Origin of the sequence: Bordetella petrii, assembly GCF_000067205.1 — a bacterium.
Classification (GTDB): Bacteria; Pseudomonadota; Gammaproteobacteria; order Burkholderiales; family Burkholderiaceae_B; genus Bordetella_A; species Bordetella_A petrii.
Genome location: NC_010170.1, coordinates 2,944,285 through 2,960,809 on the forward strand (window position 1 = coordinate 2,944,285; position 16,525 = coordinate 2,960,809).

Annotated in this window: 14 protein-coding genes; 8 read left to right on the top strand and 6 right to left on the bottom strand. The window is 66.7% G+C overall.

The features are described from left to right. The first annotated feature begins 52 nt into the window (after positions 1 to 52). Positions 53 to 1,978 carry an ABC-F family ATP-binding cassette domain-containing protein gene (locus BPET_RS14200; RefSeq protein WP_081483006.1) on the top strand — a complete coding sequence of 642 codons (1,926 nt, stop codon included), beginning with the start codon at positions 53 to 55 and terminating at the stop codon, positions 1,976 to 1,978. A 4-nt stretch (positions 1,979 to 1,982) separates the two neighbouring features. On the opposite strand, the gene BPET_RS14205 is transcribed toward BPET_RS14200, so the two are convergent. Then, positions 1,983 to 2,885 carry a LysR family transcriptional regulator gene (locus tag BPET_RS14205; protein ID WP_012249711.1) on the bottom strand — a complete coding sequence of 301 codons (903 nt, stop codon included), beginning with the start codon at positions 2,883 to 2,885 and terminating at the stop codon, positions 1,983 to 1,985. A 169-nt stretch (positions 2,886 to 3,054) separates the two neighbouring features. Between BPET_RS14205 and BPET_RS14210 the strand changes: the two genes are divergently transcribed. The 3 genes from BPET_RS14210 to BPET_RS14220 are packed head-to-tail and all read left to right on the top strand — an operon-like array spanning position 3,055 to position 5,140. Next, positions 3,055 to 4,314, top strand: coding sequence for an aromatic ring-hydroxylating dioxygenase subunit alpha (locus BPET_RS14210; RefSeq protein WP_012249712.1), 1,260 nt, complete (start codon positions 3,055 to 3,057; stop codon positions 4,312 to 4,314). A gap of 4 nt (positions 4,315 to 4,318) precedes the next feature. Then, on the top strand, positions 4,319 to 4,792 hold the full coding sequence (locus BPET_RS14215; RefSeq protein ID WP_012249713.1) for an aromatic-ring-hydroxylating dioxygenase subunit beta: 474 nt from the start codon (positions 4,319 to 4,321) through the stop codon (positions 4,790 to 4,792). A 9-nt stretch (positions 4,793 to 4,801) separates the two neighbouring features. Next, positions 4,802 to 5,140 carry a non-heme iron oxygenase ferredoxin subunit gene (locus tag BPET_RS14220; protein ID WP_012249714.1) on the top strand — a complete coding sequence of 113 codons (339 nt, stop codon included), beginning with the start codon at positions 4,802 to 4,804 and terminating at the stop codon, positions 5,138 to 5,140. A gap of 12 nt (positions 5,141 to 5,152) precedes the next feature. On the opposite strand, the gene BPET_RS14225 is transcribed toward BPET_RS14220, so the two are convergent. Genes BPET_RS14225 through BPET_RS14235 form a run of 3 tightly spaced genes read right to left on the bottom strand, consistent with a single transcriptional unit; the run spans position 5,153 to position 8,915 of the window. Continuing rightward, complete coding sequence (locus BPET_RS14225; RefSeq protein WP_041862923.1) at positions 5,153 to 5,467, bottom strand: chorismate mutase; 315 nt, start codon at positions 5,465 to 5,467, stop codon at positions 5,153 to 5,155. Continuing rightward, positions 5,464 to 7,725 (bottom strand): UvrD-helicase domain-containing protein, encoded by a 2,262-nt coding sequence (locus BPET_RS14230; protein WP_041862925.1) that lies wholly within the window; start codon positions 7,723 to 7,725, stop codon positions 5,464 to 5,466. Before BPET_RS14230 ends, BPET_RS14225 begins: the two co-directional genes overlap by 4 nt. After that, a complete protein-coding gene (locus BPET_RS14235; protein WP_012249717.1) occupies positions 7,722 to 8,915 on the bottom strand; it encodes a DesA family fatty acid desaturase in 1,194 nt (397 codons plus the stop codon). The genes BPET_RS14230 and BPET_RS14235 overlap by 4 nt, the downstream gene beginning before the upstream one ends. 295 nt (positions 8,916 to 9,210) lie before the next feature. Here BPET_RS14235 and BPET_RS14240 point away from each other — a divergent pair, with 295 nt between their 5' ends. Further along, the gene (locus BPET_RS14240) at positions 9,211 to 9,621 is read left to right on the top strand and encodes a hypothetical protein (RefSeq protein WP_231852599.1); all 411 of its coding nucleotides are present in this window, start codon (positions 9,211 to 9,213) and stop codon (positions 9,619 to 9,621) included. 104 nt (positions 9,622 to 9,725) lie between these two features. On the opposite strand, the gene BPET_RS14245 is transcribed toward BPET_RS14240, so the two are convergent. Further along, a complete protein-coding gene (locus BPET_RS14245) occupies positions 9,726 to 11,396 on the bottom strand; it encodes an RsmB/NOP family class I SAM-dependent RNA methyltransferase (RefSeq protein WP_012249719.1) in 1,671 nt (556 codons plus the stop codon). A gap of 68 nt (positions 11,397 to 11,464) precedes the next feature. Next, entirely contained in the window at positions 11,465 to 12,067 is a 603-nt protein-coding gene (gene purN, locus BPET_RS14250; protein ID WP_407921187.1) for a phosphoribosylglycinamide formyltransferase, read from the bottom strand. A 112-nt stretch (positions 12,068 to 12,179) separates the two neighbouring features. On the opposite strand from purN, the gene BPET_RS14255 reads away from it, so the two are divergent. From BPET_RS14255 to lspA, 3 genes are read left to right on the top strand one after another with little or no spacing between them, the layout of a single operon-like run. After that, positions 12,180 to 13,145, top strand: a complete 966-nt coding sequence (locus BPET_RS14255) for a bifunctional riboflavin kinase/FAD synthetase (protein WP_012249720.1) — start codon at positions 12,180 to 12,182, stop codon at positions 13,143 to 13,145. Next, positions 13,135 to 15,996: an isoleucine--tRNA ligase gene (gene ileS, locus BPET_RS14260; protein ID WP_012249722.1), complete on the top strand. Its 2,862-nt coding sequence runs from the start codon at positions 13,135 to 13,137 to the stop codon at positions 15,994 to 15,996. The genes BPET_RS14255 and ileS overlap by 11 nt, the downstream gene beginning before the upstream one ends. 3 nt (positions 15,997 to 15,999) lie before the next feature. Then, positions 16,000 to 16,518: a signal peptidase II gene (lspA, locus tag BPET_RS14265; RefSeq protein ID WP_012249723.1), complete on the top strand. Its 519-nt coding sequence runs from the start codon at positions 16,000 to 16,002 to the stop codon at positions 16,516 to 16,518. The last annotated feature ends 7 nt before the right edge of the window (positions 16,519 to 16,525 follow it).

A 16,525-nucleotide genomic window follows, 5' to 3' on the forward strand; every position in this document is an offset into this window, starting at 1 on the left:
TTCCGCCCCCGCTTTTTTTCAGTACCTACAGGCTTCTGGACCTTACCTTTCCGTGATACGTGCTTCTGGATTGACCCTGCGCCGCGGCACCAAGGTGCTGCTCGACGGCGCGGACTTCGTCGTGCATCCCGGCGAGCGCGTCGGCATCGTCGGCAAGAACGGCGCCGGCAAGTCGTCGCTGTTCGCGCTGCTGACCGGCGCGCTGGACCTCGACGCCGGCAATATCGACCTGCCGGCCGGCTGGCGCATTGCCAGCGTGCAGCAGGAACTGGCTGCCGACGCCCAACCCGCGCGCGAGTTCGTGATTGACGGCGACACCCACTTGCGGCACCTGCAGGCCCAGCGCGCGGCCCTGCGCGACGACCAGGGCACGCAGATCGCCGAAGCCGAATCGGCCCTGGTCGAGGCCGGCGCCTGGAGCGCCGCGTCGCGCGCCGAACAATTGCTGGCTGGCCTGGGCTTCAAGCCGCACGAGTGGATGCAGCCGGTGGCCAGCTTCTCGGGCGGCTGGCGCATGCGCCTGGCGCTGGCCCGCGCGCTGATGGCGCCGTCCGATCTGCTGCTGCTCGACGAGCCCACCAACCACCTCGACCTGGATGCGATGCTGTGGCTGGAAAAATGGCTGGCTGCCTATTCCGGCACGGTGCTGCTGATTTCGCATGACACCGAGTTCCTGGATGCCGTGGCGCGGGCGATCCTGCATTTCGACCATGGCAAGCTGGTGCGCTATCGCGGCGGCTACCAGGACTTCCTGACGCAGCGCGCCGAGCGCCTGCGCCAGACCAACCTGGCGCACGAGCGGCAGGCGCGCGAGGCGGCGCGCCTGCAGGGCTTCATCGATCGCTTCAAGGCCAAGGCCAGCAAGGCCAAGCAGGCGCAAAGCCGTGTGAAGGCCCTGGCGCGCATGGAGGCCCTGGCGCCGCTGCATGCGGAAGCCGGCATCGACATCCGCATCCCGTCGCCCGATCACATGCCCGACCCGCTGCTGGCGCTGGAGCACCTGTCGGCCGGCTACACCGACGCGGCAGGCCAGGCCGTGCCTATCTTGCGCGACGTGACGCTGATGGTGCGCGCCGGCAGCCGCATCGGCGTGCTGGGCGCCAACGGCGCCGGCAAGAGCACGTTGATCAAGACACTGGCCGAGGAGCTGCCGGTGCAGGCTGGGGAACGACGCGCGTCGCGCGGACTGGCCATTGGCTACTTCCACCAGCACCAGCTCGACATGCTGGACCTGGATGCGACGCCCCTGGCCCACTTGGCCAGGCTGGCGCCCGACACGCGCGAACAGGAGCTGCGTAACTACCTGGGCGGCTTCGGCTTTTCAGGCGATGCCGCCACCGGCTTGGTGGGGCCGATGTCGGGCGGAGAAAAAGCCCGCCTGGCGCTGGCGCTGATCGTGTGGCAAAAACCCAATCTGTTGCTGCTGGACGAACCCAGCAACCACCTTGACGTCGAAACGCGCGAAGCGCTGGCCGCGGCCCTGGCTGAATTTTCCGGCAGCATGCTGCTGGTGTCGCACGACCGACACCTGCTGCGCACCACCGTCGACAGTTTCTGGATCGTGGCCGACGGCGCCGTGCGTGAATTCGACGGCGACCTGGAAGACTACCGGGACTGGCTGGCGGCGCGCAACGCCGAAGAAAAGGCGGCCGACGCGGCCGCCCGGGAACCCGCTGGCGCGACCGAGACAGTGAACCGCAAGGCGCAGCGGCGGCTCGAAGCCGAACAGCGCCAGCGGCTGGCCACCCTGCGCAAACCGCTGGAAGCCGAACTGGCCAAGGTCGAGGCGGGCATGGAAAAAACCCGCGCCGCCCTGCAGAAGCTCGACGACATCATCGCCGATGCCGACCTGTATTCCGATGCGCGCCGCGCCGAACGCCAGCAGGTCATGGCCGAGCACGGCGAGCTCGGCAAACACATGCAGTTGCTGGAAGAACGCTGGCTGGAATTGCAGGAAGCGTTGGAAGACATTCAGTAGATTCCTATTCCCCGAACACCTCGACAATGTTCTGGCGCAGCCACTGGTTGGCGGCCTCGCGGTGATTGCGGGCATGCCAGAACACATTGATTACCGACTCGGGAATCTTCACCGGGCAGGCCGCGGCCACCAGGCCGAACGGCTCGCACACACAATCGGCGAACCGCAGCGGCACCACGGCGATCATGTCGGTGCTTTGCAGCACCGGCCCCACGGCCATGAAATGCGGGACCGTCAGCCGTATGCGGCGGGCCACCGCGGCGCGCTGCATGATCTCGTCCACCACGCCGTGACCCGTGCCTTCGGCCAGAATGGCCACGTGCTCGGCCGCGCGGAACTGGCGCAGCGACACGGCGCCGCCCGCCAGCGGATGTCCGCGCCGGAACAGGCATACGTAGGGCTGGCGGAACAGGCGGCGCTGGAAGAAGCCGCTCTTGAGCGCAGGCAGAAAGCCCATGGCCAGGTCGATGCGGCCGCGCTCCATTTCATCTTTCACGTCCAGTGAGGTGGTGCGGGCCGTGCGGATGGTGACGCCAGGGGCCAGTTGGCCCAGGCGGCGCATCAGGCGCGGCAGAAAATAGGTCTCGCCCACATCGCTGACACCGATGACAAAAGCGCGCCGGCTACTGGCCGGATCGAAGGCGGCGCGCGCATTGAGCGTATCGCGAATGGCGTCGAGCGCCCCTGCGAGCGGCTCGGCCAGAGCGTCGGCATAAGGCGTGGGCACCATGCCGCGCGACGTGCGCAGGAACAGTTCGTCGCCCAGCAGGCGGCGCAGCCGGTTCAGCGCGTTGCTGACGCCGGGCTGCGATACGCCCAGGCTGGCCGCGGCGCCCGACACACTGCCTTGCTTGAGCAATTCGTCGAACACGACCAGCAGGTTCAAGTCGACGTCTTTCAGGTTCATGCATGTCTCCCACTATTATTGATTATGGTGATTTTGCTTATTCAGCGAATTCTATTTATTAATTTGCCGGTGCGCACGATCATGGCCGCATAACACCACAAATGGAGAGAGACGCCATGCCTGCCCAAGCCGTGCCGCCCGCCGCCCTGCCCTGTAGCCGGAGCGCCCGATGAGCCCCGTCACGCCGCCCGAGGCCCGCATCGCCTGGCCGGACAACGGCTCCAGCCGGATTCCGTTCGGCGTGTACACCGATGCGTCGCTGCACGCACGCGAAATGCAGCGTTTTTTCTACCAGGGGCACTGGAACTATGTGGGCCTAGAGGCCGAGATTCCGCGGCCCGGTGATTTCAAGCGCACCTCCATTGGCGAACGGTCGGTGATTCTGGTGCGCGACGCCGATGGCGCGGTGCGCGTGCTGGAGAACCTGTGCGCTCACCGGGGCGTGCAATTCTGCCGCGAGCGGGCCGGGCATCGCAGCGAATTCGTGTGCCCCTACCATCAATGGAACTATGACCTGCAAGGCCGCCTGATCGGCGTGCCGCTACGACGCGGCGTCAAGCAGGACGGGCGCGTCAACGGCGGCATGCCGCCGGATTTCGACCCGGCCGAACACGGCCTGAACCAGCTGGCGGTGGCCTGCCGGCATGGTGTGGTGTTTGCGTCGTTCGACCACCAGGTCGAGCCGCTGGAGGATTTCCTGGGCGCCGACATCCTGCATTACTTCGACCGCGTGTTCGACGGGCGCGAGCTGGTGGTGCACGGCTACAGCCGCCAGCGCATCGCCGGCAACTGGAAGCTGATGCAGGAGAACATCAAAGACCCCTACCATCCCGGCCTGCTGCACACCTGGTTCGTCACGTTCGGCCTGTGGCGCGCCGACAACCGCTCGCAATTGAAAATGGACCCGCACTTTCGACACGCCGCGATGATTTCCACGCGCGGCCAGGGCGGCATGAAAGGGGCGGTAACGCAAGGCGTGGCCAGCTTCAAAGAACAAATGCAGCTCAACGACGACCGCTTTCTGGATATCGTGCCCGAGCCCTGGTGGAATGGCCCCACGGCGGTGCTGATGACGCTGTTTCCCAGCCTGATCATCCAGCAGCAGGTGAATTCGCTATCGACGCGCCACATCCAGCCGGTGGGGCACGACGCCTTCGATTTCGTCTGGACCCATTTCGGCTTTGCCGACGACACACCCGAAATGACGCGCCGCCGATTGCGCCAGGCCAATCTGTTCGGGCCGGCCGGCTTCGTGTCGGCCGACGACGGCGAAGTCATCGAACTGTCGCAGGCGGGGTTCAAACAGAAGCCGCAGCACCGCGCGCTGGCCGAACTGGGCGGGCGCACGGTGGAAAACACCGAACACATGGTGACCGAGACGCTGATACGCGGCATGTACGCGTACTGGCGGCGCGTCATGGAGGCCTGAAGGCATGGTGGATTTTCAGACTTACCAGGCGCTATTGCGCCTTTACACCGACTACGCGGCCGCGCTGGACGCCGGGCAATGGCAGCAATGGCCCGGGTTCTTCACCGACGAGTGCGTCTACCGCATCGTGCCGCGCGAAAACCACGAGCGCGGCTTTCCCCTGGCCACCCTGGCATTTGAAAGCAAGGCGATGCTGCTCGACCGGGTGTACGCCATCAGCGAGACCATTTTCCACGACCCGTACTACCAGCGCCATGTGATCGGCGCCCCCAGAATCCTGTCGGCCGACAATGAGCACATCGAAGCCGAGGCCAGCTACGCAGTGTTTCGCACCAAGCCCAGCCAACCCACCACGGTGTTCAATGTGGGGCGCTATCTGGACATCATCCGGCGCACGCCGCAGGGCCTGAAATTCGCGTCGCGGCAATGCATCTTCGACAGCGAACTGATCCCCAACTCATTGATTTATCCGCTCTAGGAGCCGCCCATGCCGGACGCGACCGCCCTGCCCACCGCCACCGCCTGTTGGACCGAAGCCGTACCGCACAGCGAACTGGCCCCCGACGATGTTACGCCCTGCGAAACCGCGGGCCGCGAGCTTGCCCTGTATGCCGTGGGCGATGCCGTTTACGCCACCGACAACCTCTGTACCCACGGCCTGGCGCGCCTGTGCGACGGGTTTCTGGAAGGCCATGAAATCGAATGCCCGCTGCATCAGGGGCGTTTCGACGTGCGCACCGGCAAGGCTCTGTGCGCGCCGCTGAAGCAGGATATACGCAGCTACCCGGTGAAGATCGAGAACGGCATGGTCTACGTGCTGCTGTAGACCTGCCGCGCTTCAGGAATAAGGGCGTTCGCGCTGCTGGCGCTGGTGATCGACCACCGTGTCGATGATGGCACGCAGAATCGTGGCCGCCAGGTCGGGGGGCACGCCGGCGTCGATGGCCAGGTGGCGGATGCGCTCGAGCTGCTGCGCGGCCCGTTCGGGGTCGGCCGGGTCCAGGCCGCTTGCCTGCTTCAATTCGCCGATCATGTCGGTGCAACGAAAGCGCACGCCGAGCAGCAGCATGATCTGCTGGTCGATTTCGTCGATTTCGGCGCGCAGCGCAGCCAGTTCGGATTGAGTTGCATCGCCAGCGCTCATGATGGTCATCCCTGGATGATATCCAGCTTGGCGATGCCCAGCGCCAGGGTCTTGGCGCCGACATCGCGGAACTGGATCTGCGCCTGGGCATCCTGGCCGGAGCCGCTCAGGCCGATGATGGTACCGTCGCCGAATCGGGCATGCCGCACGCCCTGCCCGATACGATACTGCCGGTCGCCCACCGTGACGCCGCTGGCAACGCCACGCGGCGCGCGGGGAGCAATGATGCCGGTCGGCCTGCGCCCGAAGGCGTCGCCACGGCCGCTCCAGGTGCCCGACTCGCCAAACCCCGCATGGGCATGGGCAACGCCGGCGCGCGGAGTGAGCCATTTCAGGTGCTGCTCGGGGATTTCGTCCAGGAACCGCGAACGCATGGCGTAGCGTGTCTGGCCATGCAGCATGCGGCTTTGCGCCAGGCTCAGGTAAAGCCGCTGGCGCGCCCGCGTGATCGCCACGTACATCAGGCGCCGCTCTTCTTCCAGGCCCGCCGGTTCAAGCAGACTGTTTTCGTGGGGGAACAGGCCCTCTTCGAGGCCCGTGATGAACACGGCGTCGAATTCCAAGCCCTTGGCCGCGTGCACGGTCATCAGTTGGACGGCGTCCTGGCCTGCCTGCGCCTGGTTGTCGCCTGCCTCGAGGGCGGCGTGGGCCAGGAAGGCGGCCAGCGGCGTCAGCCCGTCAGGCGGCACGTCGGCGCCCAGGTCGGGAACGCGTCCGGCGGGCAGGCCGTCGAAGTTCTCTTCCGAGGCGAACACTGCCGCGGCTGTGATCAGTTCGTTGAGGTTTTCCAGGCGCTCGGCGCCTTCACGCTCGGTTTTATAGTGGGCCACCAGTCCGCTGGCGTCGAGCATGTGCTCGACCAATTCGGGCAGCGGCAGATCGCGGGTGTCGTGGGCCATGCGGCCGATCAGCTGGGCGAACTGCGCGAGATTGGCGCCGCCCTTGCCCGCCACGCGCGCCACCGCGCCGAACAGGCTGGTGTCCTGCGCGCGCGCCGCGTCGGTAAGCTGCTCGAGCGTACGCGCGCCAATGCCACGCGTAGGGAAATTGACCACGCGCATCCAGGACGTATCGTCATCAGGATTGGCCATCAAGCGCAGGTACGCCAGCGCATGCTTGATTTCCTGGCGCTCGAAAAAGCGCAAGCCGCCATATACCTTGTACGGGATGCCGGCCGAGAACAGCGCATGCTCGAGCACGCGCGATTGAGCGTTGCTGCGATACAGCACGGCGATCTCGCGGCGCAGGCTGCCTTCGTTGATCAGCGAGCGTACTTCGTCGACCAGCCATTGCGCCTCGATGCCATCGGACGGCTGCTCGATGACGCGCACGGGCTCGCCTTCGCCCTGTTCGGTCCAGAGATTCTTGCCCAGGCGTCCGCTGTTATGGCCGATGAGCGCATTGGCCGAATCCAGGATATGGCCGTACGAGCGGTAGTTCTGTTCCAGCCGGATAACCGTGCCGCGCGCGTATTCGCGCTCGAAGTCGGCCATGTTGCCGACATTGGCGCCGCGAAACGCGTAAATGGACTGGTCGTCGTCGCCCACCGCGAAAATGGACGCGCCACCTCCTGCCAGCAGCCGCAGCCACTTGTACTGCAGGGTGTTGGTGTCCTGGAATTCGTCGACCAGAATGTGCCGGAAGCGCCGCTGGTAGTGTTCGCGCACGGGCGCGTTGCGCGACAGCAGTTCGTACGCGCGCAGCAGCAACTCGGCGAAATCGACCACGCCTTCGCGCTGGCACTGGGCCTCGTACAGCTGGTAGATTTCAATCAGGCGGCGGCGGTGGCTGTCGTGGGCTTCGACGTCGCCGGGGCGCAGGCCGTCTTCCTTGGCGCCGTTGATGAAGCGCTGCACATCGCGCGGCGGGTATTTTTCGTCGTCGATGCCGTTAGCCTTCAGCAGGCGCTTGATGGCGGCCAATTGATCGGTGGTGTCGAGAATCTGGAAGGTTTGCGGCAGGCCCGCGTCACGGTGGTGGGCGCGCAGCATGCGGTTGCACAGCCCGTGGAAAGTGCCGATCCAGAGCCCACGCGTGTCGATGGGCAGCATGGCCGACATGCGCGCCAACATCTCGCGCGCCGCCTTGTTGGTGAAGGTGACGGCCAACAGCCCAAATGGACTGGCCTGGCCGGTTTGAATCAGCCAGGCCATGCGAGTGGTGAGGACCCGGGTCTTGCCGCTGCCTGCCCCGGCCAGGACCAGGGCATGCTGCGGTTCGAGCGTTACAGCGGCGCGTTGTTCAGGGTTGAGCTGCTCTAGCATCATGCCGCGTAGCGGCTAAGGCGAAGGGCGAATTGCTCGAGCCCGGCGATGCCGCTTTGCTGGGCGCGCTGGCACCAGGCCTGCAGATCGTGCAACAGTTGCTCGCTGCTCGCGCTGGAGCTTTCCCACAGGCGGCCCAGTTCACGGCGCATTTGCACCAGCGTGGACAGCGACTGGTTCTGCGCGATGGCCTGGTCGACCTCGGCGCGCTGCTCGGGCTGCAGGACTTCTTCGTTGCGGTGCAGCCAGCGGCGCACGCGCTGCAGGCGCGACAGGGCCTCGCCCTGCGCGGGCTTGAGCTTGTCGAGTTCTTCGCGCACGGCCGACTTGACGATGTCGGCGTAGCGAGCCATGACTTCGTAGCGGTGCGTGATGACGCCCTGCAGGGTGCGCAGGTCGATGGCCTTGGCGCTGGATTCGAGCTTGAGCTTGGGCGCGACCTTTTTGATCTTGGCCAGGCCGAAGAACTTCAGCACGCTGATGTAGCACCAGCCGATGTCGAATTCGTACCACTTGGCCGAGAACTTGGCCGAGGTGCCATGGGCGTGGTGGTTGTTGTGCAGTTCTTCGCCGCCGATGACGATGCCCCACGGGAACACGTTGGTGCTGGTGTCGGGGCTGTTGTAGTTGCGGTAGCCCCAGTAGTGGCCGATGCCGTTGACCACGCCGGCCGCCCAGAACGGAATCCAGGCCATTTGCACGGCCCACACGGTAAGGCCGATGGCGCCGAACAGAGCAACGTCGATGGCCAACATGATCATCACGCCCATCAGGCTGTGCTTGGAATACAGGTTGCGCTCGAGCCAGTCGTCGGGGGTGCCGTGACCAAACTTGGCCATGGTTTCTTTATTGGCCGACTCGAGGCGGTACAGCTCGGCGCCGCGGAACAGCACTTTCCAGATGCCGAACAGCATGGGCGAATGAGGGTCGCCCTCTTTTTCGCACTTGGCGTGGTGCTTGCGGTGGATGGCAACCCATTCCTTCGTGACCATGCCGGTAGTCATCCAGAGCCAGAACCGGAAGAAATGCATGACCGCCGGGTGCAGATCCAGCCCGCGGTGCGCCTGGCTGCGGTGCAGGAAGACCGTGACCGACACGATGGTGACGTGCGTCAGCGCCAGCGTGTACAGGACGATCTGCCACCAGCTGGCTTGGGAGAAGCCGCCGGAGAGGAAGGAGAGGAATTGATCCATATAGCTTTTTGCGAGCCTCGCTTGAAGAATGGCAGGCAGTTTAGCCTACCTGGTTTGCTTATGACAGCCTGGTTTCAAAATAGTTTTCAATGACAAATCAAGGACTAAGCCCGCATATTGAAGCCTGCGCGCAGCCCTGAAAGCACCCGGAACAGCAGCCCGCGCAGCCCGCTACACGCTGTGTAAATGCGGGGGCCCACGCGGAAAAACCAAGGCGGATTATACATTTTGCTACATTTTGGCTGGCAAAATGTGGCTTTTGCCTGACCATTGTTCGCATAAATTGGTTCTCTTCATGATACTGCTGCCGCCCGGCAGGGCAATCTGGCCCCTTTTGTTCTCGTGTCTGTGCGTTACAAGCGCCGCGGCAGCCGATATATCGATATCGGCCACTGTCGGGCAGGACGTGCTGCTGGCCAGCTATTACGAAATTCGCCCGGCCGGATGCCTGGCGCTGCAGGCCCCGCGCGTGCGGATCACTGCCCAGCCGGCGCTGGGCCGGGTCACTGTCGTACATATCCAACAACAAGCCGTGCAGGCCGGCCGTTGCGCAACCGTGGCCGCACCGGTAGCCCAGGTGCGTTACCGGGCGAACCAGGCGGGCGCCGATACGCTGGCCTGGGAAGTGCGCTACCAGACGCGAGGGCCCGCCCCGGAACAGGTCAGCGCCGAACTGCGGGTGCTGCCGGCCCGCCCTGCCCGCTAGGACTGCGCGGAGACGGCACGGACGCATTCGGTGTCTGACACCCTGCGGGAGTCAGACACCTGGCAAGGTCATCTGCCAGCATGCGCGCCGAATGCCTGGCTCCGTCAGGCGCCAGGCGCCGCCGGGTGGGGTGGCGCATCGGCGCTGGCGGCTTCATCGGCGACCGCGGTATCGGCCTGCGCCGTGGCCGCGCCGGCCGCTGCATCGACCGCTGCTGCATCGACCGCTGCTGCATCAACCGCCGCGGCACCGACTGCCGCTGCATCAACCGCTGCGGCATCGACCGCCGCGGCACCGACTGCCGCGGCACCGACTGCCGCTGCATCGACCGCTGCGGCATCGACCGCTGCGGCATCGACCGCTGTGGCATCGGGCGCCGGCGGCTGTTTGGCGGCCGCTTTTTTACGCTCGAATACCGCCGCGAAGAAACCGTCGGTGCCATGCAGGTCGGGACGCAATTGCACATACGGCCCGTCCAGGTGCAGGTCTGGGCACCGGCTTGCGAGCAAGGCGGCGCCGTCGATCAACTCAAAATCGGGGTGCGCGGCCAGGAATTGCTCGGCCTGCGCGGCATTTTCTTCGGCCAGCAGGCTGCAGGTGGCATAAACCAGCCGCCCGCCGGGCGCCACGCAGCGCGCGGCGCTGTTCAGGATACGGGTCTGCAGCGCGCACAGCTCGGTCAGTGCTTCGGGATGCTGGCGCCATTTCAGGTCGGGGTTGCGGCGCAACGTACCGATGCCGCTGCACGGCGCGTCGACCAGCACGCGCTGGGCCTTGCCTGCCAGCCGCTTGACCCGCGTGTCGTTCTCGCTGTCGATAGCCACCGGAACCACGTTGGACAGCCCGCTGCGCGCGAAGCGCGGCTTGGCGCGGGCCAGACGGGCGGCCGACACGTCGAAGGCGTACAGCCGCCCGGTGGAGCGCATCAGCGCCCCCAGCAGCAAGGTCTTGCCGCCCGCGCCGGCGCAGAAGTCGATGATCATTTCGCCGCGCCGCGGCCCCACCAGCAGGGCCAGCAGCTGGCTGCCCTCGTCCTGCACCTCGAGGCTGCCGTTCTCGAACTGCGGCCAGCGGTTGACCGACGGCCGGCCTGCCAGTCGTATGCCCCATGGCGAATGCGGCGTGGGCTGAGGGTCGAAACGCGCGGCCGGGCTATTGACCAAGGCGGCCAGCGCGGCATCGCGCTCGGCCTTGAGCGGGTTGACGCGCAGGTCGAGGGGCGCGGGGCGGTTCAGCGCCGCCATGAGGGCGTCCGGGTCCTCCAGGCGACCCAGCCGCTCGTCCAGCCAGTCGGGCATGCTGGCGCGCACGGCGCGCGGCAGCGTTGCCGGGTCGATGCGGCCAACACGCTGCAGCCATTCGTCTTCGGCCGGGTCCAGGCCATCGCGCAGCGCTGCGGCGCCCAGGGTGGCGGCCAGGCCCAGAATGGCCAGGCGCCGCGACGCCGCGCCACTGCCGCTTTCCGACAATTGCCGATAGCGGCGCAGGTGGCGCAGCACATCGTAGACAGCCTCGGCGACTTCGGCCCGATCGCGTCCGCCCAACGCCGGATGGGCGCGCAGCCAGTGCGACAGGGCCGCATCGGCCGGGTACTGCCATTGCAGGATTTCGCCCAGCACGCGCTGGACCTGGTCGATGCGTATGACGGCGGGTGGCGTGCGCGGCTGCGTGGCCGCCTGGCCGGCCGGCGCGCGGCGGGAATCGCCGCGCGAATTGGCCCGCCGCGCGCCGGGCGCGCCGGCGCTGCGCGGCCGGGAAGTGGGATTCTTGCTCATGATGCTTCCAATCGACGCCGGGGCATGCGCCCCGGCTGGTCAGACTACCGGAGGTGCGGCGAGCGGCGTCAGGCCGCGCCGCCCCCCATGAAGAGGCGCTGTGGCTCACCCTCGACTTCGACACGCTGGTCCGGCGTCAGGCGCACCCGCCCTTCGGCCAGCCACCGCACCGCCGCGGGATAAGCCTGGTGTTCGACCTGCAGCACGCGCCGGGCCAGGGTTTCGGGCGTGTCGCCCGCCAATACCGGCACGCAGCCTTGCGCGATGATAGGCCCGTGATCGAGCACGGGGGTGACGAAATGCACGGTGCAGCCATGCAGGCGCACACCGGTGGCCAGCGCCTGGGCGTGCGTGTGCAGGCCCGGAAACATGGGCAGCAGCGACGGGTGGATGTTCACCAGCCGGCCGGCATAGTGGTTGACAAACGCGGGCGTCAGCACGCGCATGAAGCCGGCCAGCAGCACGTAGTCGGGCCGGTGCTGGTCGATGGCGGCAGCCAGCGCGGCGTCGAACGCCTCGCGGCTGGGGAAGTCTTTATGGTACAGCGCCCCGGTGGCGATGCCCTGCTCGCGCGCCCACTGCAGGCCTGCCGCGTCGGGCCGGCTGGCAATGACCGCGCTGACCTCCGCGGGCCACGCCTGCTCGCGGCAGGCCTGCACCAAAGCCTGCATGTTGCTGCCCCGCCCCGATATCAGGATGACCAGGCGGCGCGAAGAAGGTGAAGATTCGGGCAAGATGAGATATTCCAAAGGCGAGCCAACCCAAAATTGTAAACTCTCGGTCGTGAAAACCTCGCTGCACCTATACCGATCCGCGCCGCCGCCCGCGCAGCGCACCCCTTGCGCGCTCACTATCGGCAATTTCGATGGCGTGCACCGCGGCCACCAGGCCATCCTGGCCCGCGTGCGGCAAGCCGCGCGCGAGCGCGGCCTGCTGCCCACGGTCATGACCTTCGAGCCGCATCCGCGCGAATACTTCGCCGCCCTGAACCAGCGCCCCGAACTGGCTCCCACGCGCATTTCGGGCCTGCGTGACAAGCTCGAGGCGCTGGCCTGCCAGGGCATGGCGCAGGTGGTGATCGAGCGCTTCAATGCGCGCCTGGCCGAAATGTCGGCCAATGCCTTCATCGAAGACCTGCTGGTGGCCCGCCTGCAGACGCGCTGGCTGCTGGTGGGCGAAGACTTCCGGTTCGGCCGCAAGCGCAGCGGCGACATCGACCTGCTGCGCGAGGCCGGCATGATGCACGGTTTCGAGGTGCAGACCCTGGCCGACATCACCGACCGCCACGGCCACCGGGTGTCGAGCTCGGAAGTGCGCACCGCGCTGGCGGTGGGCGACCTGGCGCGGGCGCAAGACCTGCTGGGCCGCCCTTACCAGATCAGCGGGCATGTCATCCACGGCCAGAAGCTGGGCCGCACGCTCGGCTTTCCTACCCTGAACCTGCGCGTGGCGCCGCGCTGCGCCGCGCGTTCCGGCATCTACGTCGTGCGCGCCCACGGCCTGGGCGCGCAGCCTCGCCCGGCAGTGGCCAGCCTGGGCGTGCGGCCCACGGTCGAAGACCACGGGCGGGTACTGCTCGAGGCCCATCTGCTCGATGGCCCGGCCGACGCATACGGTAAACTCGTGCGAGTCGAGTTCCTGCACAAACTGCGGGACGAAGAAAAGTTCCCCGATCTCCCATCCCTGACTGCCGCCATCGCCGAAGACGCGCGAAACGCGCGCGCCTATTTTGCCGTTCATGGACTATAAAAAAACCCTCAACCTGCCCGACACCCCCTTCCCCATGCGGGGCGACCTCGCCAAGCGCGAACCCGCCTGGGTTGCCCAGTGGGAAGAAAACCACGTGTACCAGGCCATCCGCGCGGCCAGCCGCGGGCGGCCGCGCTTCGTGCTGCACGACGGGCCGCCGTATGCCAACGGCGACATCCATATCGGCCACGCGGTCAACAAGGTCCTGAAAGACATCATCGTCAAAAGCCGCAACATGGCCGGCTATGACGCGCACTATGTGCCGGGCTGGGACTGCCACGGCATGCCGATCGAGATCCAGATCGAGAAAAAATTCGGCAAACACCTGCCCGTGACCGAGGTGCAGGCCAAAGCGCGCGCCTACGCGCTCGAGCAGATCGACCGCCAGCGCAAAGACTTCAAGCGCCTGGGCGTGCTGGGCGAATGGGACCGCCCCTACCTGACCATGAACTTCAGCAATGAAGCCAATGAAATCCGGGCGTTGGGCGGCATTCTGCAAAAGGGCTATGTGTTCCGCGGCCTGAAGCCGGTGAACTGGTGTTTCGACTGTGGCTCGGCCCTGGCCGAGGCCGAAGTCGAATACGCCGACCGCGTCGACCCGGCGGTGGACGTGGCGTTCCCGTTCGCCGACAAGCCAGGCCTGGCCGCGGCCTTCGGCCTGGACTCGGTCGACGACGGCGCGGTGGTGATCTGGACCACCACGCCCTGGACGATTCCCGCCAACCAGGCGCTGAACATGCACCCCGAGCTGGAATACGCGCTGGTGCGCGCCACACCGGCGCCGGCCCATGGTCCGCTGCTGCTGCTGGCCCGCGAGCGCGTCGAGGCCTGCCTGAAGGCCTGGGGCCTGCAAGGCGAAGTCATCGCCACCGCACCCGGCGCGGCGCTGTCCGGCCTGCGTTTTCATCATCCGCTGGCGTCGGCCGACGCCGGCTATGCGCGCACCTCGCCGGTGTACCTTGGCGACTACGTGACGCTGGACGCCGGCACGGGCGTGGTGCACTCGGCGCCCGCCTATGGCATTGAAGACTTCGTGTCGTGCAAGGCGCACGGCCTGTCCGACGACGACATCCTGAATCCGGTGCTGGGCGATGGCAAGTACGCCGACAGCCTGCCGCTGTTCGGCGGGCTGTCGATCTGGGACGCCAACCCGCGCATCATCGAGGCCCTGAAGGCTGCCGGCTCACTGATGGACGTGCAGAAGCTGTCGCACAGCTATATGCACTGCTGGCGCCACAAGACGCCCATCATCTATCGCGCCACCAGCCAGTGGTTCGCCGGCATGGACGTCAAGCCGGCCGACGGCGGCCCCACACTGCGCGAAAGTGCGCTGGCCGGCATCGACGCCACGGCGTTCTACCCGTCGTGGGGCCGCGCCCGCCTGCATGCCATGATCGCCAACCGGCCCGACTGGACCCTGTCGCGGCAGCGCCAGTGGGGCGTGCCGATGGCCTTCTTCGTGCACAAAGAAACCGGCGCCCTGCATCCGCGCACGGCCGAGCTGCTCGAGCAGGTGGCCCAGCGCGTCGAACAGCACGGCATCGAGGCCTGGCAATCGCTCGACCCGCGCGAGTTGCTGGGCGACGAAGCCGACCAATACGAAAAGAACCGCGACACGCTCGACGTCTGGTTCGACTCGGGCACCACGCACGCCACCGTGCTGGGCGGTAAAGACCAGGCGCTGGGCGGCTCGCACGGCGCCGAACTGGCCTGGCCGGCCGACCTATACCTTGAAGGCTCCGACCAGCACCGCGGCTGGTTCCATTCGTCGCTGCTGACCGGCTGCATGCTGTATGGCCAGCCGCCCTACAAGGCGCTGCTGACGCACGGCTTCGTGGTCGATGGCCAGGGCCGCAAGATGAGCAAATCGGTGGGCAACGTGATCGCCCCGCAGAAGGTGTCCGACTCGCTGGGCGCGGAAATCCTGCGCCTGTGGGTGGCCTCCACCGACTACTCCGGCGAGCTGTCGATTTCCGACGAAATCCTCAAGCGCGTGGTCGAAGGATACCGGCGCATCCGCAACACGCTGCGCTTCCTGCTGGCCAACGTGGCCGACTTCGATGCGGTCAGCCAGGCGGTGCCCTACGGCGAACTGTTCGAGATCGACCGCTACGCGCTCACCATGACCGCGCAGATGCAGGCCGAAGTGCTGGCCCACTACGAGCGCTACGACTTCCACCCGGCCGTGTCGCGCCTGCAGACGTTCTGCTCGGAAGACCTGGGCGCCTTCTACCTCGACATTCTCAAAGACCGCCTGTACACCACGGCGGCCGGCAGCCTGGCGCGCCGCTCGGCCCAGACCGCCCTGCTCGACATCACCCAGGCGCTGCTCAAGCTGATGGCGCCGATCCTGTCGTTCACCGCCGAAGAAGCCTGGCAAGTACTGGCCCAGTCGGCCTTGCAGCACCAGGCCGACGTCTCGCGCACCACGATCTTCACCGAGGTCTACCACGCGCTGCCGCCCTTCGCCGACGCCGACGCCCTGGCCGCCAAGTGGGCGCGCCTGCGCGCCATCCGCGCCGAAGTGCAGCGCAAGCTGGAAGACGTGCGCACGGCAGGCGGCATCGGCTCGTCGCTGCAGGCCGAGGTCGACCTGTACGCCGGCGGCGACGACCGCGCGCTGCTGGCCAGCCTGGGCGACGACCTGCGCTTCGTACTGATCGTCTCGCGCGCCACGGTCCATGAGGCCCAGGGCGAATTGCGGGTCGAGATCACGCCGTCGGCGCACAAGAAGTGCGAGCGCTGCTGGCACTGGCGCCTGGATGTGGGCAGCGACGCCGACCATCCCGAAATTTGCGGCCGCTGCGTGACCAACCTGTTCGGCGCGGGCGAACCGCGCGACAAGGCCTGACCCATGCCCTCCGTTTCCGCCGGCAATGCTGTCACGGGCCGCGCGCCGGGTATCGGGCGCTGGCTGGCCCTGGCCGCGCTGCTGATCGTCCTGGACCAGGCCACCAAGCTGTATTTCAACGCCAGCTTCGCCTACGGCCAGCGCGTCAACGTCCTGCCGGTGTTCGACTTCACGCTCGTGTACAACCGCGGCGCCGCCTTCAGCTTCCTGGCCTCCGAAGCCGGCTGGCAGCGCTGGCTGTTTACGGCGTTGGGCATCGTGGCCTCGGTCGTCATCGTGTGGCTGCTGCGCCGCCATGCCGGCCAGGCGCGGTTCAGCCTGGCGCTGGCGCTGATCCTGGGCGGCGCGCTGGGCAACGTAATCGACCGCGTGGCATACGGCCACGTCGTCGATTTCCTGCTTTTCTACTGGAAAGACTGGCAGTATCCGGCATTCAACGTCGCCGACATCGGCATTACCTGCGGCGCCATCCTGCTGGTGCTGGACGAACTGCTGCGCGCCCGCCGCTCGCGCAGCGCTTAAAATTGCC

Excerpts from the sequence above, each read along its gene's own strand:
- BPET_RS14225 (WP_041862923.1), bottom strand. The coding sequence starts at position 5,467 with ATGACCATCATGAGCGCTGGCGATGCAACTCAATCCGAACTGGCTGCG.
- BPET_RS14230 (WP_041862925.1), bottom strand. The coding sequence starts at position 7,725 with ATGATGCTAGAGCAGCTCAACCCTGAACAACGCGCCGCTGTAACGCTC.
- BPET_RS14245 (WP_012249719.1), bottom strand. The coding sequence starts at position 11,396 with ATGAGCAAGAATCCCACTTCCCGGCCGCGCAGCGCCGGCGCGCCCGGC.
- purN (WP_407921187.1), bottom strand. The coding sequence starts at position 12,067 with ATGCAGGCTTTGGTGCAGGCCTGCCGCGAGCAGGCGTGGCCCGCGGAG.
- BPET_RS14205 (WP_012249711.1), bottom strand. The coding sequence starts at position 2,885 with ATGAACCTGAAAGACGTCGACTTGAACCTGCTGGTCGTGTTCGACGAA.
- ileS (WP_012249722.1), top strand. The coding sequence starts at position 13,135 with ATGGACTATAAAAAAACCCTCAACCTGCCCGACACCCCCTTCCCCATG.
- lspA (WP_012249723.1), top strand. The coding sequence starts at position 16,000 with ATGCCCTCCGTTTCCGCCGGCAATGCTGTCACGGGCCGCGCGCCGGGT.
- BPET_RS14240 (WP_231852599.1), top strand. The coding sequence starts at position 9,211 with ATGATACTGCTGCCGCCCGGCAGGGCAATCTGGCCCCTTTTGTTCTCG.
- BPET_RS14235 (WP_012249717.1), bottom strand. The coding sequence starts at position 8,915 with ATGGATCAATTCCTCTCCTTCCTCTCCGGCGGCTTCTCCCAAGCCAGC.
- BPET_RS14220 (WP_012249714.1), top strand. The coding sequence starts at position 4,802 with ATGCCGGACGCGACCGCCCTGCCCACCGCCACCGCCTGTTGGACCGAA.
- BPET_RS14215 (WP_012249713.1), top strand. The coding sequence starts at position 4,319 with ATGGTGGATTTTCAGACTTACCAGGCGCTATTGCGCCTTTACACCGAC.
- BPET_RS14210 (WP_012249712.1), top strand. The coding sequence starts at position 3,055 with ATGAGCCCCGTCACGCCGCCCGAGGCCCGCATCGCCTGGCCGGACAAC.